Origin of the sequence: Gordonia sihwensis NBRC 108236 (assembly GCF_000333035.1) — a bacterium.
Classification (GTDB): domain Bacteria; phylum Actinomycetota; class Actinomycetes; order Mycobacteriales; family Mycobacteriaceae; genus Gordonia; species Gordonia sihwensis.
This window is the reverse complement of sequence record NZ_BANU01000010.1, coordinates 49,131-63,830: the sequence shown is the minus strand read 5'-3', so window position 1 is coordinate 63,830 and position 14,700 is coordinate 49,131. Positions and strand designations below refer to the sequence as shown.

12 protein-coding genes are annotated in these 14,700 nt (G+C 69.6%); 3 read left to right on the top strand and 9 right to left on the bottom strand.

Going from position 1 to position 14,700, the window contains the following annotated elements:
* Positions 1-9: 9 nt before the first annotated feature.
* The 5 genes from GSI01S_RS07180 to typA all read right to left on the bottom strand — a co-directional run bounded on the left by GSI01S_RS07180 (position 10) and on the right by typA (position 7,749).
* Positions 10-2,580: a bifunctional FO biosynthesis protein CofGH gene (locus GSI01S_RS07180; RefSeq protein WP_006895840.1), complete on the bottom strand. Its 2,571-nt coding sequence runs from the start codon at positions 2,578-2,580 to the stop codon at positions 10-12.
* Between the two features lie 96 nt (positions 2,581-2,676).
* Positions 2,677-3,036: a hypothetical protein gene (locus tag GSI01S_RS07175; protein ID WP_006895839.1), complete on the bottom strand. Its 360-nt coding sequence runs from the start codon at positions 3,034-3,036 to the stop codon at positions 2,677-2,679.
* Entirely contained in the window at positions 3,033-3,914 is an 882-nt protein-coding gene (gene mshB, locus GSI01S_RS07170; protein WP_039867155.1) for an N-acetyl-1-D-myo-inositol-2-amino-2-deoxy-alpha-D-glucopyranoside deacetylase, read from the bottom strand. The genes GSI01S_RS07175 and mshB overlap by 4 nt, the downstream gene beginning before the upstream one ends.
* A complete protein-coding gene (locus tag GSI01S_RS07165) occupies positions 3,899-5,794 on the bottom strand; it encodes an ABC transporter family substrate-binding protein (protein ID WP_006895837.1) in 1,896 nt (631 codons plus the stop codon). Before GSI01S_RS07165 ends, mshB begins: the two co-directional genes overlap by 16 nt.
* 47 nt (positions 5,795-5,841) lie before the next feature.
* The gene (gene typA, locus GSI01S_RS07160; RefSeq protein ID WP_006895835.1) at positions 5,842-7,749 is read right to left on the bottom strand and encodes a translational GTPase TypA; all 1,908 of its coding nucleotides are present in this window, start codon (positions 7,747-7,749) and stop codon (positions 5,842-5,844) included.
* Positions 7,750-7,932: 183 nt separating this feature from the next.
* Between typA and GSI01S_RS20295 the strand changes: the two genes are divergently transcribed.
* Positions 7,933-8,109, top strand: coding sequence for a hypothetical protein (locus GSI01S_RS20295; RefSeq protein ID WP_006895834.1), 177 nt, complete (start codon positions 7,933-7,935; stop codon positions 8,107-8,109).
* Here GSI01S_RS20295 and GSI01S_RS07155 read toward each other — a convergent pair.
* From GSI01S_RS07155 to GSI01S_RS07140, 4 genes are read right to left on the bottom strand one after another with little or no spacing between them, the layout of a single operon-like run.
* Positions 8,096-8,509 (bottom strand): (deoxy)nucleoside triphosphate pyrophosphohydrolase, encoded by a 414-nt coding sequence (locus GSI01S_RS07155; RefSeq protein ID WP_006895833.1) that lies wholly within the window; start codon positions 8,507-8,509, stop codon positions 8,096-8,098. The genes GSI01S_RS20295 and GSI01S_RS07155 overlap by 14 nt on opposite strands.
* Positions 8,506-9,534 (bottom strand): ABC transporter ATP-binding protein, encoded by a 1,029-nt coding sequence (locus tag GSI01S_RS07150; protein ID WP_006895831.1) that lies wholly within the window; start codon positions 9,532-9,534, stop codon positions 8,506-8,508. Before GSI01S_RS07150 ends, GSI01S_RS07155 begins: the two co-directional genes overlap by 4 nt.
* Entirely contained in the window at positions 9,535-11,181 is a 1,647-nt protein-coding gene (locus tag GSI01S_RS07145) for an ABC transporter permease (RefSeq protein ID WP_006895829.1), read from the bottom strand.
* A gap of 2 nt (positions 11,182-11,183) precedes the next feature.
* Positions 11,184-12,236 (bottom strand): thiamine ABC transporter substrate-binding protein, encoded by a 1,053-nt coding sequence (locus tag GSI01S_RS07140; RefSeq protein ID WP_006895828.1) that lies wholly within the window; start codon positions 12,234-12,236, stop codon positions 11,184-11,186.
* 239 nt (positions 12,237-12,475) lie between these two features.
* On the opposite strand from GSI01S_RS07140, the gene GSI01S_RS07135 reads away from it, so the two are divergent.
* On the top strand, positions 12,476-13,342 hold the full coding sequence (locus GSI01S_RS07135) for an Rv1157c family protein (RefSeq protein WP_006895827.1): 867 nt from the start codon (positions 12,476-12,478) through the stop codon (positions 13,340-13,342).
* Positions 13,343-13,628: 286 nt separating this feature from the next.
* A complete protein-coding gene (locus tag GSI01S_RS07130; RefSeq protein ID WP_101841542.1) occupies positions 13,629-14,690 on the top strand; it encodes a hypothetical protein in 1,062 nt (353 codons plus the stop codon).
* The last annotated feature ends 10 nt before the right edge of the window (positions 14,691-14,700 follow it).

The window sequence follows — 14,700 nt, the reverse complement described above, 5'->3', positions numbered from 1 at the left end:
GGGGACGGCTCAGGCCAGTCCGACTCCCAGCAGCGGCGCGGACACCTGTCCGTACTCCGTCGTCCGCTGCCGCGGGCGGCGACCGATCGCGGTGACGATCTCGTGGAGTTCGGCGACCGTCTTCGCCGAACCGTGCTGGCTGCCCGCCATACGCGAGATGGTCTCCTCCATCAACGTGCCGCCGAGATCGTCGGCACCGCCGCGGAGCATCACGCGGGTCCCCTCGATACCGAGTTTGACCCAACTGGTCTGCACGTGGTCGATCCGGCCGTGCAGCATCAGCCGCGCGAGGGCATGGACCGCACGGTTCTCCCGCCGCGTCGGCCCCGGACGCGACGCGCCCGCGAGATACAGCGGCGACGACTGGTGCACGAACGGCAGCGGGACGAACTCGGTGAATCCGCCGGTGCGGTCCTGGATACCGCGCAAGGTGTTGAGGTGGCCGACCCAGTGGCGCGGAGAGTCGACGTGGCCGTACATCATCGTCGAACTCGACGGGATGCCGAGTTCGTGCGCGGTGGTGATCACTTCGATCCAGGATGCGGTCGGGAGCTTGCCCTTGGTCAGCACCCAGCGGACCTCGTCGTCGAGGATCTCGGCCGCGGTGCCGGGGATCGAGCCGAGACCGGCCTCTTTGAGCGCCGAGAGCCAGTCGCGGATCGACTCGCCGCCGCGCGAGGCGCCGTTGACGATCTCCATGGGACTGAACGCGTGTACGTGCATCCCGGGCACGCGGTCCTTGATCGCGCGCACCAGGTCGGCATACCCGCTGACCGGCAGCTCCGGATCGATGCCACCCTGCATGCAGATCTCGGTGGCCCCCTCCACGTGCGCCTCCCAGGCGCGGTCGGCCACCTCTGCGGTCGAGAGGGTGAAGGCGTCCGCGTCGCCCTTACGCTGGGCGAAGGCGCAGAACCGGCAGCCGGTGTAGCAGATGTTGGTGAAGTTGATGTTCCGGTTCACGACGTAGGTGACGTCGTCTCCGACCACGTCCGCGCGGATGGCGTCGGCCAGGGCGGCCAGCGCGTCGAGTCCCGGACCGTCGGCTTCGGCGAGCGCGAGGTAGTCGTCGTCCGACAGTCCGGCAGGATCGTTCTCGGCCCGGCGCAGCGCCGCCGCCACGTCGGACGCCAAGTGCTCGGGCGCCCCGGTCCCTCCGCCCAGCGCCAGCACCTGCTCGCGAATGGTGTCCCAGTCGCCGAACGCGTTGTCGATGTCGCTGCGGGTGTCGGTGTTGCGGCCGTCGACGTCGATCGCCGAGTTGAGGTCGATGCGACCCGACGAGTCCCAGTCGTCGTCCGGCTCCTGCCACGGCAGCCCGACCGGTTTCACATCGGCCGCGAGACCGGTGACCGGATCCGCGAGGGCGGCGACATGCCGTCCGATCCGGGGATCGATCCAGGGGTTCGAGGCCTTGACGTACTTCGGTTGCGCGGCGATCCGCTCCACCAACCGGTATCCGGTGGACGCCGTGATCTCGGCGAGGGTGTCCAAGTTCGGCCACGGTCGCTCCGGATTCACGTGATCGGGGGTGAGCGGCGAGACGCCGCCCCAATCGTCCACACCGGCGGCCACGAGTGCCCGGCACTCGTCGGCCGACACCAGGTTGGGCGGCGCCTGAATCCGCATTCCCGGCCCGAGAACGAGACGGGCGACGGCCACGGCGGCCAGGAACTCCGACATCTCCGCGTCCGGTACCCCGCGCATCGCCGTATCGGCCTTGGCGCGGAAGTTCTGGACGATCACTTCCTGGATGTGTCCGAATGCCTTGTGCGATTTCCGGATCGCGAAGATCGACTCGGCGCGCTCGGTGAGGTTCTCACCGATCCCGACCAGGATGCCGGTGGTGAACGGGACCGAGAGGCGGCCCGCGTCGGTCAGGACCCGCAGCCGGACCTCGGGATCCTTGTCCGGGCTGCCGTAGTGGCATTCGCCCTTGTCGGTGAACAGTCGGCGCGCAGTGGTCTCGAGCATCATGCCCATCGACGGCGCCACCGGCTTGAGCCGGTTGATCTCCTCCCAGCTCATCACGCCGGGATTCAGATGAGGCAGCAGCCCGGTCTCCTCGAGCACCCGGATCGCCGCCGCGCGGACGTAGTCGAGAGTGGAGTCGTAACCGCGTTCGTCCAGCCAGGCGGCGGCCTCCGGCCATCGATCCTCCGGCCGGTCGCCGAGGGTGAACAGCGCCTCTTTGCAGCCGAGCTCGGCGCCGCGGCGCGCCACCTCGACGATCTCGTCGATCTCCATGTAGGCGCCGCGGCCCTCGCGGGCCAGCTTTCCCGGCACGGTGACGAAGGTGCAGTAATGGCAGCGATCGCGGCACAGGTGCGTCACCGGGATGAAGACCTTGCGCGAGTAGCTGATCAGGCCGCTGCGGCCGTCGGCGTCCAGACCCGCGTCCCGCACGCGGCCGGCCGCCTCGCAGAGTGCGTCGAGGTCGGCGCCCCTGGCCGCCAGCAGGACCGCGGCCTCATCGACGTTGAGCACCGAGCCGTCACGTGCGCGGCGCAGGGCACGACGCATGGCCGACGCCGGGGGCGTCTGTCCGGCGCCCGTGGATCCGCTGGAAGATGTGGTCACTTCTCCGATGTTAACCACGTCGCATTCGACGACCCCGGCGGCCGCCGTCCAACGGGGCACCGGCTCGGCTCCGGAGCGGATCAGGACTGGGCCGGATCAGCACTGGGATAGATTCCGGACCCGCGACGTCGAGGCGTAGAAGGCAGGCACCGCCAGCCCGCACGCCAGGAGCAGCAGCAGGCGCCAGTCGCCGATCAACGAGCCGTTGCCGAACACCGGGAGCATCGCCATCGCGGTGACGAAGGTCCACGCGATCAGCGGTGCGTACTGCCACGCCGACTTGGTGTACGACTCGGCGAGGCGAAGGATCAGCACATTCGCGACGCCGGCGATCAGCGCGGTGACCGGGAAGGGCCAGGCGCCGATCCGGATCAGCAGAAAGGCCGCGGTGAGGATGCCGAGCAGGAAGCCGCTGACCGTGAGCACGGCCAGTTCCAGGCGATCTCCGATGGTCACAGCGCCACTCCCTCGAAGAGGTCGGTCTCGATCCGTCCAGCCACTCGGCCCGCGTCGACGCGGATGAAGTGCTCCGTCGGCAGCACCGGCGACACGATGTTGTTGCTGAGCGCGTACTCGGTGCGCGAGCGCGCCACACTCACCTGCGTCGCATGAGCCGCGAGGGCACGCACCTTGCGCGGGAGCACCTCGCGGACGTCGACGGCGGCGGTCACCTGATCGTCCGGGTAGCTCGGCAATTCGCCGGGCTCGGGCATCCGCCAGCCGGCCGGGACCTCGCTGACGGCGGCCAGACCGCGTTCCAGCTCCGACCGCTGCGTCACTGACTCGTAGACCTTGAACGGCCGTCCCAGCCTCGACTCCGCGACGGGGATCGCGGCCGCGGCCACCTCGTGCACCCGCTTGTGGTCGGGGTGCCCGTACGTCCCCGCGGCGTCGTACGTGACGATCACCTGCGGTGCGAACGCGACTAGTTCGTCGGCCAGCTGGCCGGCGAGTTCGTCGAGGGAGGCCTGGAACAGCGCCCGCGGATGCTCCGCGGAGGGCGTCCCGGCCATGCCGGAGTCGCGCCAGCGCCCCGCGCCGCCGAGGAACCGCGGTGCGGGCGCCACGACGCCGGGCGGGGTGAGTTCGGCCAGTGCTGCTCGCAACTCGCCGATCCGGTAGCCGCCGAGCTGATCGGCGCCGCCGTCAGCGACCAGTTGGGCCCACTGCGAACCGATCACCTCGCCCTCCTCGCCGAGGGTGAAGGTGAGCACCCGGACGTCGACGCCGCGCGCCAGATACGTCGCGATCACTCCCCCGGTCATGATGGTCTCGTCGTCCGGATGTGCGTGCAGCAGCAGCAGACGAGCCCGTTCGGTCACTGAATCACCCATCCGTCGGCTCCGCCGAAGACACCGAGTTGCATCGGGCCGTCCAGCGAGACGCCCGAGATGCGGTCGGTGACGGCGGAGAACATCGTGTCCTGGAAGATCGGCAGGTACACCGCCTGATCGGCGAGCAGCCCCTCGGCCTCCTGAAGCTGAGGTGCCGGGTCCTCGGAGCTCATCGCGGCGTCGGCCAGCGCGATCAACGTCGGATCGCACAGCCCGGAGATGTTCCCGGTGTAGCTCTCGTCGGCGGAGACGTTGGCCTCCGGCTTCGCAGTACTGCTCGGCGCACCGGAGGGCACCGTCGGCAGCACCGTCTCGTCGGCCGCTTGATCGTGCTCGGGCTCCACCGTGTGCGCACCGGCCTCGGTGCCCTTGGGCGGAGCCTGGCAGGCCACCTGCGAGGCGAGCTCGGTGGCCGGACTGCCGCCGACACCGGTCCATCCGACGACGAGATCGACGCGGCCGGACGTGAGCGCCTGCCCGTACAGCTCGGTGTTCGACATCCCGATCACGCTGGCCCGCACTCCCCGGGACCGAAGCTGATCGGCCATCGTCTCCGCCGCCGACATCGTGCGCTGGTCGGTGTTGGTGGCGCCGATCCGCACCACGAGGTCGGTTCCGTTCGATTGAATCGGCGAGACACCGTAGGGCAGTCCCGGGACGTCGGCGGGTGCGGGAGCAGCCGGGGTGGTCGGCGACGCGGTGCTCGACGCCGACGGATCGGCGGGTGCCGGACGCGGCGTGGGCACGCCCGGTCGGTAGCCGGCCGATGCGAGCAGGGCGAGGACCTCATCCTGCGTCGGCCGTGGCCTCTCCGCCGGGGTGTACCCGGGATCGGACGGCGCGTACACGGTGTTCGCGAACGGTGTCACCACCGTCTCCCCCGCCGCCGCGGCGGTGATCAGCCGTCCGTCGAGCATCCCGAGGACCGCCTTGCGCACCTGCTGCGAGCGCATGGTCTCCGACCGCGAATTCGCATTCACCGCGAGCGCCCTCGTGGTCGGCAGCCGGCTGCTGACCACCCCGGGGATGGCGCCCAGCTCGGCCGCCGACGCCGCTCCGCTCGGCAGCGCCGCGAGAGTGGAGTCGCCGTTGCGGATGGTCTGCGCCATCTGCTGCGGCGTGCCCGCCTTGCGGAGGACCACCTGGTCCACCTCCGGCGGCTTGCGCCAGTAGCGGTCGTTGCGGATCAGCCGGACCTCGTCGCGGGCCCGGTCGATCGAATAGATCTGGAACGGGCCCGCCGTGACCGGCTTTCCCTTGTCCATGCCGACCTGGAAGCCGGTCGGGTCCGACCGCAGCGTGTGGCTCGGCAGCAGGTTGTCGAAGAGCTCGCGCCACGCGGGGTAGGCGTTGTTGAAGGTCACGGTGACGACTTTGCCGCCGCCGGAGGTCTGCACATCCGAGATAGCGCGGTAGCCCGCCGGGCCGATCACGTTGGGCTGCCGGGACATCTGCTCCCACAGATAGTGGAAGTCGTCGCCCGTCACCGGCAGCCCGTCGGACCACTGGGCGTCGTTGACGATCTTGTACTCGACGGTGAACGGGTCGTACGAGGTGACCTCGGCGGAGGTCAGCAGTGCGTCGTTCATCCGCCACTGGACGCCGTCCTGGGTGTTCACCGGAACGAACGGACTCGGGAGGGTCATCGCGGCGATCGCCGTGGTGACCGTTCCCTGGTCGGCTCCGAGATGCGGATTGAAACCCGAACCGATGCTGTCGGTCGCGACCGTGACGGTGCGTTCGTCGGGGTACTCGTTCGGAGTGTGCGTCGGCAGCGTCTCCCGCACCGGCGGCGGCGGATCCGCCATGCACGCGGTCGCTGAGAGGCCGATCAGCCCCGTCACTGCGATCGCGGTGATGCGCGTCCGCACGGTCCTCATCCGCACTCCCTCTCGCTCCTCCAGTCGACGGTCCGGCGTCAGGCCCCTCAGGCGTTCGCGTCGCGCGCCTTGGCACGCGAACGCTCACGCGCGCGGGTCGACGCATCGAGGTTGACCTTACGCACCCGGCACACCTCGGGCGTCACCTCGACGCACTCGTCGGCCGCACAGAACTCCATGGCGCCTTCGAGGTCGAGCTGCATCGGCTTGGCCAGGGTCTCCATGACATCGGCCGACGACTGCCGCATGTTGGTGAGCTTCTTCTCACGGGTGACGTTGATGTCGAGATCCTCCAGTCGCGGGTTGATTCCCACGACGTGGCCCTCGTAGGTGTCGTCGCCGGGATCGACGAAGAAGGTGCCGCGGTCGGCGAGCTGAATCATCGCGAACGGGGTCACGGTGCCCGCACGGTCGGAGACCAGCGAACCCGTGTGGCGGGCGCGGATCTCGCCGGCCCACGGCGCGTACTCGTGGAAGACGGCATTGGCGATGCCGGTGCCGCGGGTCTCGGTCAGGAAGTCGGTGCGGAACCCGATCAGACCGCGAGACGGGACCACGAACTCCATGCGGACCCAGCCGCTGCCGTGGTTGTTCATCTGGTCCATCCGGCCCTTGCGTGCGGCGAGCAGCTGCGTAACCGCGCCGAGGTACTCCTCGGGGACGTCGATCGTGAGGTGCTCGAAGGGCTCGTATGTCTTGCCGTCGACCTTGCGGGTGACCACCTGCGGCTTGCCGACGGTCAGCTCGAAGCCCTCACGGCGCATCTGCTCGACGAGGATCGCGAGCGCCAGCTCACCACGGCCCTGGACCTCCCAGGCGTCGGGGCGGCCGATGTCCTGCACGCGCAGCGAGACGTTGCCGATCAGCTCCGAGTCGAGGCGGTCCTTGACCATGCGGGCGGTCAGCTTGTGCCCCTTGACGCGGCCGGCGAGCGGCGAGGTGTTGGTGCCGACGATCGCCGAGATGGCGGGCTCGTCGACGGTGATGCGCGGCAGTGCGACCGGGTTCTCGGGGTCGGCGAGAGTGTCGCCGATCATGATCTCCGACATGCCCGCGACGGCGACGATGTCGCCGGCCACGGCTTCCTCGGCCGGTGCGCGGTCGACGCCGAGAGTCACCAGCAGCTCGGTGATCTTGGCGCGCTCGACGACCTGCTCGCCGTCGACCTCACGCATCCAGGCCACCTGCTGACCCTTGCGGAGGGTGCCGTTGTGGATGCGGACCAGGCCGAGACGACCGAGGAACGGCGATGCGTCGAGGTTGGTGACATGCGCCTGCAGCGGAGCGTCCTGGTCGCCCTTCGGCGCCGGGACGTTGTTGATCAGGACGTCGAACAGCGGGTCGAGGTTGTCTCCCGCCGGAACGGTGCCGTTCTCCGGCATGTCGGTGCTCGCCACACCCGCGCGGCCCGATGCGAACAGCACCGGCAGGTCCAGCGCCAGCTCCGCGGCCTCAGCGGCCTCGTCGTCGAGGTCGGAGGCGAGGTCGAGGAGCAGGTCCTGCGATTCGCTGACGATCTCACCGATCCGGGCGTCGGGTCGGTCGGTCTTGTTGACCACCAGGATCACCGGCAGCGACGCCGCGAGCGCCTTGCGCAGGACGAAACGCGTCTGCGGCAGCGGCCCCTCGGAGGCGTCCACCAGCAGCACCACGCCGTCGACCATCGAGAGCGCGCGTTCCACCTCGCCGCCGAAGTCGGCGTGACCGGGGGTGTCGATGACGTTGATGACGTACTCGCTGCCGTCGGGCTGACGACGGTGCACGGCGGTGTTCTTGGCGAGAATGGTGATGCCCTTCTCGCGCTCCAGGTCGCCGGAGTCCATGACGCGGTCCACCAGTTCGGCACGTTCGCCGAACACTCCGGACTGACGCAGCATCGCGTCGACCAGTGTGGTCTTGCCGTGGTCGACGTGCGCCACGATCGCGACGTTGCGGAAGTTGGTGACTGCGCTCACTAAGGTCTCTTTCGTATCTGTTCAGGTGCGGTATCCGGCGGCCGATGGCGGAGCCGGTCACTCGATCTGCGGAGCGACTCCTGTTCGGCCGCGCCAGATCAACCCGTTAAGGGTACGGCAACCTCAGCCGAGGTCGCGACGAGAGCTTGCGTGAATATGGTTAGGCTGCGCTAAAGTCTTGCTATGGGAAAGACCTCGCCGGCGAAGGTGGCGCAGCTCAAGCCGAAGAAGAAGTGCTGCAAGAAATCGACGCGCTGCCTCCGTTGCCCGGTCGTCATCCATCGGATGAAGAAGATCGACTGCGATCACCTGTCGAAGAAGCAGGCCAACAAGGCACTCAAGAAGGCTAGAGCGGCCTGACCTGCAGTTCTGCGGTGAGTTCCCGGATCCAGCCGATGTCATTGGGCACGATCTGACTATTGCGGTCCAGCTCCGCCAGCCGCTGCGCGTCGACCCACGCGATGGCGCGATGCTCCACCGCGCGCGGTGTCCCGGAGACGATCCGGGCACGGTGCGCGACCAACTTCAGCCCCTCGCGCGGTGTCACGACGTCGGCCAGCGGCGCCCCGACAGAAACCCGAACGTCGAGTTCCTCACACAGTTCACGAATGAGCGCCTGCGTGGGCGTCTCGCCCGATTCCACCTTGCCGCCCGGCAGCTCCCAGAGACCGGCCACCTCGGCCGGATAGTCACGCTGCGCCAGGAGCACCCGCGATCGGTGGAGGACCGCGCCCGCGACCACCAGGACATCGCCGGTCATCGTCCGATCACCGCCACCGCGCCGGGCTCCAGGGTCGGCCGTACCCGCGCTCCCGGGCGCACCGGCCGATCGCCGACGCACTCGAAGACCTCGTCGCCCATCCGGATGCGGACGCGCCATCCGGCGACCAGCGCGGCCGCATGCTCCACCACCGCATCGCCCTCCGGATCCGGTCGGACGCTGACGGCCTCCGGACGCAGAGCCACCGTGCAGGGGCCGTCTCGCAGTTCGCCGAAGTCCGCGCTGCCGGTCAGCCTCGCGTCGCCGAGCGCGGTCGTCAGAACACCGTCCCGGACGGTGCCCGGGACGCTGGCCCGGGCGCCGAGGAACCGCGCGGTCTCTTCGTCCACCGGCCGGCGCCACAGCCGCGACGCCGTGTCGGTCTGGACGATGTCGCCGTCGCGCATCACCGACACGGTGTCGGCCACCAGCGCCGCCTCGCGGTGGTCGTGTGTCACGAGGACCGTCGGTGTGCCCGCGCGGCGCACGATGTCGCCGATCGCTTCGGCGAGGGATTCGCGGAGTTGCGAGTCGAGCGCGGCCAGCGGCTCGTCGAGCAGCAGCAGCCGCGGTCGCGGGGCCAGCGCCCGCGCCAGCGCCACCCGCTGCGCCTGACCGCCGGAGAGCGCCGACACCGGCCGATCGCCGAATCCGTCGAGTTGCACCAGCCTCAGCATCTCCGCGACCCGATCGGCCGCGGCGCGGCCGCGGACATGGCGCCGAGCGAGACCGTAGGCGATGTTCTGCGCCACCGTACGGCCGGGGAACAGTTGACCGTCCTGAAAGACGACGCCGAAGTCGCGGCGATGCGGTGCCGTCGTCGCCAGATCGACACCGTCCCAGCAGATCGATCCGGCTGCCAGCGGTTCGAGGCCGGCCACCGCGCGCAGCAACGTCGACTTGCCGCAGCCCGAGGGACCGAGGAGAGCGGTCACCGTGGACTCTCCGGTGCCCACGGACCACTGCACACCGGCCAGCGCCTCGAATCGCCCGTACCGGACGGTCGCTCCCTCCACGGTCAGCATCTATCCCTCTCCGTCCGTGCGTGAGCGCGTCCCGACGATGGCCTCTATCGCCGCGATCACCGCGGCACTGACCGCCACCAGCAGCACCGATGCGGCCATCGCCGTGGCGAGGTTCGCGGTTCCGGGGCGGCTCATGAGCGATCCGATGAGCACCGGCAGGGTGGTGGTGTCGGCGCGGGCGAGGAAGGTGGTGGCACCGAACTCGCCGATCGCCATCACGAAGGCGAAACCGGCCGCGGCGCACAGCGACCGCGCCGTGAGACGCAGATCCACCGACAGGAGCACCCGCCACGGCCGTGCTCCGAGCGTGCGCGCGGCGTCGCGGAGCCGTTCAGGCACCTGGGAGAGCGCGGGAATCATGATCCCCGCCACCACCGGCACCGCCAGCAGCGCCTGCACGGCGGGGATCACCAGCGGCGACTGCACCACCTGAACGGGCAGGGTGCCGATCACCAGCAGATAGCCGAATCCGAGGGTCACCGCGCTCACACCGAGCGGCAGTACGGCCAGCAGCGCCGTGAAGCGGGCGGGCAGGCCCCCTCCGCGGGTCACCGGGACCGCGATCAGCAGCCCGCCCACCACCGCCAACAGGGTCGCTCCCCCGGCGCTCGTGACGGAGTAGCGCATCGCCGACAACGCCGAGTCGCCGTAGGACCCATCGGTTAGGCCGCGGTAGCCGTCGAGGGTCCAGGCACCCGCGGGGCGCAGCGACGAGAGCACCAGCGCCGCCAGGGGCAGCAGAAGCCACAGGGCGGTCCACGCGAGTGCGAGGAGGGCCGCCGGCAGGCGGATCCCGCGGGGCCGTCGCCGGTGGCCTGCGGCCGGAGCCGTACCGGCGCCGACGGTGGACGATCCGCCGACCGCTCGGGTCAGCAGCAGCGCGCAGGCGACCACCACGATCTGCAGGAGGGAGAGCGCCACCGCCTCCGGGATGCGGAAGTACCCGATCGCCTGCTGGTAGATCTCCGTCTCCAGTGTCCGGGCGGTGCCGCCGCCGAGGACCACCACGACGCCGAAGCTGGTGGAGCAGAACAGGAAGACCAGCGCCGCGGCCGAGGCCAGCGCGGGCGCGATCCGCGGAACCACCACGTCCCAGAAGGCCCGCGGCGCGGTCGCGCCCAGGGTTCGCGCGGCCTCGACGGTCCTCGGGTCGATCTGCTGCCAGGCGGCGCTGACGACACGGACGACGACCGCCACGTTGAGGAAGATGTGGGCGGGCAGGATCGCCGCCCACCCGTCGGTGACGCCGAGGAAGCCGAGCGGCCCGGTCAGCAGCGCCCGGAAGGCCACCCCCACCACCACCGTCGGCAGGACGAACGGGACCGTCACGATCACCCGGAGGATCGCCGTGCCCGGCAGGTCCACGGTGGCCACGAGCCACACGATCGGCGCCGCGATCAGCACTGTCAGGACCGCCGACGCCGCCGCCTGGGCGAGGGTGACCGCCAGCAGATGCCAGCCAGCCGTACGGTCGATCAACTGCCAGAAGCCCGCACCGTCGTCATCGGCCACCGCCCGCCGGGCCAGGGTGACCAGCGGCCATACGAACATGACCACGATGAACGCCGCGGGCACGACCGTCGCGACCCGAGCGGCCGTCGACGTGCGGCGAATCGGCGCCGGGGTCCGGCGCGCCGGCGCGGACACGGTCAGCGCTTGACCGTGGCGCGCCACTCGTTCAGCCACTGTTCACGGTGTGCGTCGATGTACTCCGGCGACATCGTGACGGTCCACGCGGGCATCGGCGCACGCTGCCGCCAGTCGGCGGGCAGCGGGATGTCTTTCTGCACCGGATAGACGTACATGGCCGTGGGCAGCGCGGCCTGCACCTCCGGGGTCAGCATGAAGTCCACGAGCTTGCGCGCACCCGCGGTGTTCGCCGCACCGCGCAGGACGCCGATGTACTCCACCTGCGCGAAGCACGCGTTCAGCAGTGCGCTGGTACCCGGCGTGGCGGCCGGACTCGACGCGTACGACACCACGATCGGCTTGTCGCCGTGCCCGGCGCCGGCGCTGAACAACTGGTTGTAGGCCACTTCCCACCCGGAGACGATCTGGGCGCCGTTGTCGACCAAGCCGCGCCAGTAGTCGTCCACTCCGCCCTTGAACCGCCCGATCGTGGTGAGCAGGAAGCCCATCCCTGGCGACGACGTCGACGGGTCGAGGAGAGCCGCCATGTCCCGGTACCGGGGCTGCGTGAGCTGCTCGAGAGACGTGGGCGCCTCGATGCCGTGCTTGTCGAACCAGGCATCGTCGACGTTCAGGCACACGTCTCCCCGGTCGACGGCGGTGAGTTGCCCGGGCGCGCCCTGAATGTCGTACTTCGCCGAGCCGTCGACCGCGGCGGGCGAGGTGTAGGGGTCGAGCGCCTTGGCTTCGATCGGCCGGGCCGCGAAGGTGTTGTCGATACCGAACACGGCGTCGCCCTTGGGCGATCCCGGGGTCAGCGACACCACTGAGGAGAGCTGCCCGGCATCGCCCGAACGCACGATCTTGAGTTCGGTACCGGTCTGCTTCTCGAACCGGTCGATCAGGTTCTGCGGCAGTTCGAACGAGTCGTGCGTCAACAACGTCACCTCGTCGGCACCACCCGATCCGGAGGTACACGCCGACGTCGCCACCAGCACGGCTGCCAGTGCCGCCGCCACGACGGCGCGGTTGCGCCGCGCGCTGCCGAAGCGCGCGTTGCCGAAGAAGGCCATCTGCTAACCCACGTCCCCTCGATAGAGAAGCCCACAGATTTCGCCTGCGGGCCAGTTGTTGGTCACCTGAGGCGAATCTAACCAGTTGACGGTGCGTATCCGCATTCGGAGGGCATCCGCAGCCAAAACCCCTCCAACCTCTTGTGTAACAATTTTCACACACGTCTCAGTAGTTTCATGGGATTGTGGCTACACTCGCCTCACTAGACAACTGTTCGTCGACCGAAGAGGATTCAGCCGTGCGACTCGCGCGCTCCCGCCGCACCGCCGCAGCCGTCGCTGCGGCAGCAGTCATCGCCCCCGCTCTGCTCGTCCCGTCGACCGCATCGGCCGAGCCCGCGAAGGACGCTCCGGCCGCGCAGCAGGAGCTTCCGATCCCGGACGCCGCTCACGCGCCCACCGTGGAGCCCAAGGTCCTCGAATCCCTCGGGGCACTGACTCCGGCCCTGATCGGCTCCGCCGCCACCCGCGACTCCGACGGCAAGGTCAACACCGAGCTCCTGGCCCAGGTCCGCAAGCTGGCCGACAACCCGGCCGTACCCGCCGAGGCGCAGGACGTCTGGCGCTCGCTGATTGATTTCCTGGGCGAGCCCGGGGCCAAGGAGGCCGCGAAGACCCTGTCGCTCGAGGCGACCCCCGCGGCCGAGAAGAAGAAGAGCGACGCGCCCGACATCCCCACCGGCCCCGGCAAGCCGCGGATCCAGCAGTTCCTGTATCCGACCCTGGGCTTCGGCTGCATGCCCGGCGGCGGCAATTCGGTCGGCATGGCCCTGGTGACGGCCGGACCGCAGGCCGCACCGGCACCCGGCCCGAAGCGCGGCCAGGCCGGCTACGTCTACACCAGCCTCGGCACCGGGCCCGCGGTGAAGTCGGCACAGAAGCTCTTCGTCACCTGGCTCAACATCGACAACGGCCGCACCGGACAGCAGGCGCTGCTGCCCAATCCGAAGATCAACGCCACCAATGGCCCCGGCACGTTCACCGGCATCGCCAACACCGGCCGCGGCCGGATCGTGTCGACGATCTACGGAACCGTGACGACGAAGATCAAGGGCAAGAACGTCTCATGCATGATCGCTCCGACGATCGGCACCGCGATCATCTGAGCCCCTCGACCCGAGTTCGATCAGAGCCCTGGACCATCGGAGGTCCGGGGCTCTGATCGGTTTCGGGGGCGCCGCCGCACCTTGTGACGGACATCGCTATGGCAACGAAAAGCTTTGTGGCGCAACAGCTCCGACATCTCCAAAGGGTCGCATCCAGGTAACGACTCGGACTCGCTCCTTGAGAAATCCAGCGGTTGATTCTCATTATTAACTTAAGAAACTTTAGTCACATCAGCCACAGCGGTCACGGCCGCCGTGGCCGTTGCGCAGTTGTGGAGGTAAGCCAGTGAGTCCACGCACGTACCGATCGATGCGGTTCGGCATCGCCGGGCTCGCAGTCGCCGCCGCAGCACTCGCTGTGCCGGCCGCCGCCGGGGCCGATCCGGCGGCACCGTCGCCCGAGGCGAGCACTCCGGGCACCGCCGTCCCCGAGACGAGCGCCCCGCAGAGCACAGTCCCCGACTCCACGGCACCGTCGGCACCCGACTCCACCGCACCGCAGACGGCCGCACCGCAGGCCGATCAGGTGCGCACCCTGCCGACGATTCCGGGCGACGCCGCGCTCGCCGATCTCTTGCGCAAGCTCAAGGCCACCGGCGGCGACGAGAAGGCCGTCGAGGCGATCACCGCCATCCTCTCCTCCGACGGCCGGCTGGATCTGTCGAAGTACCTGGACAGCGCGAGTGTTCTCAACGGCATCGGTCTCGACGGCGCCGGCCTCGAGAAGCTCGGTCTGGGCAGGCTCGGACAGAGCGACCCGCAGACGCCCGCCCCGGTCGCAGCCACCGTCCCCGCGGCGCCCGCACCGGCTCCCGCCGCCGACGTGCTGACCGTGCTGCAGAAGGTCACCGGAACGTCCCTGCTGTCCCCCGCCGTGGCTCCGCTGTGCGCCGAGCCCACCCCCGACAACCCGCTCGGACTCACCACCGCCCCGGTTCTGGCGGCACCCGGCCCGTGGCCCACCGTCGCCGCCGACCGCACCGGGGTGCTCACTGCGCTCACCTCGCTGTTGCCCGCCGACAGCAAGGAACTGCTGACGGCGATCGGTGAGGATCAGACGGCCTTCGCACTGGTGCCGCCCGGCAAGCCCGACTCGGACCAGTTCCGCGTCGCGTGGTTCAACACCACCACCATGAAGGGCGGCCTGGCCGATCTGAAGCCGCTGTCGGAGGCCGCTTCCGCCGGACCGCTCAAGCAGTTGCTCACCGACACCGAGAACTTCCACGGCGTCCGTCTCGCCCGCGTCGACACCGGTAAGGGCCACATCCTCTCGGCGGTCTTCGGCACCACGACCACCGCCGGCCGCACCTGCTTCTTCCTGCCCGCGCTCGGCACAGTCCAGAACTGACTAGTTCAGG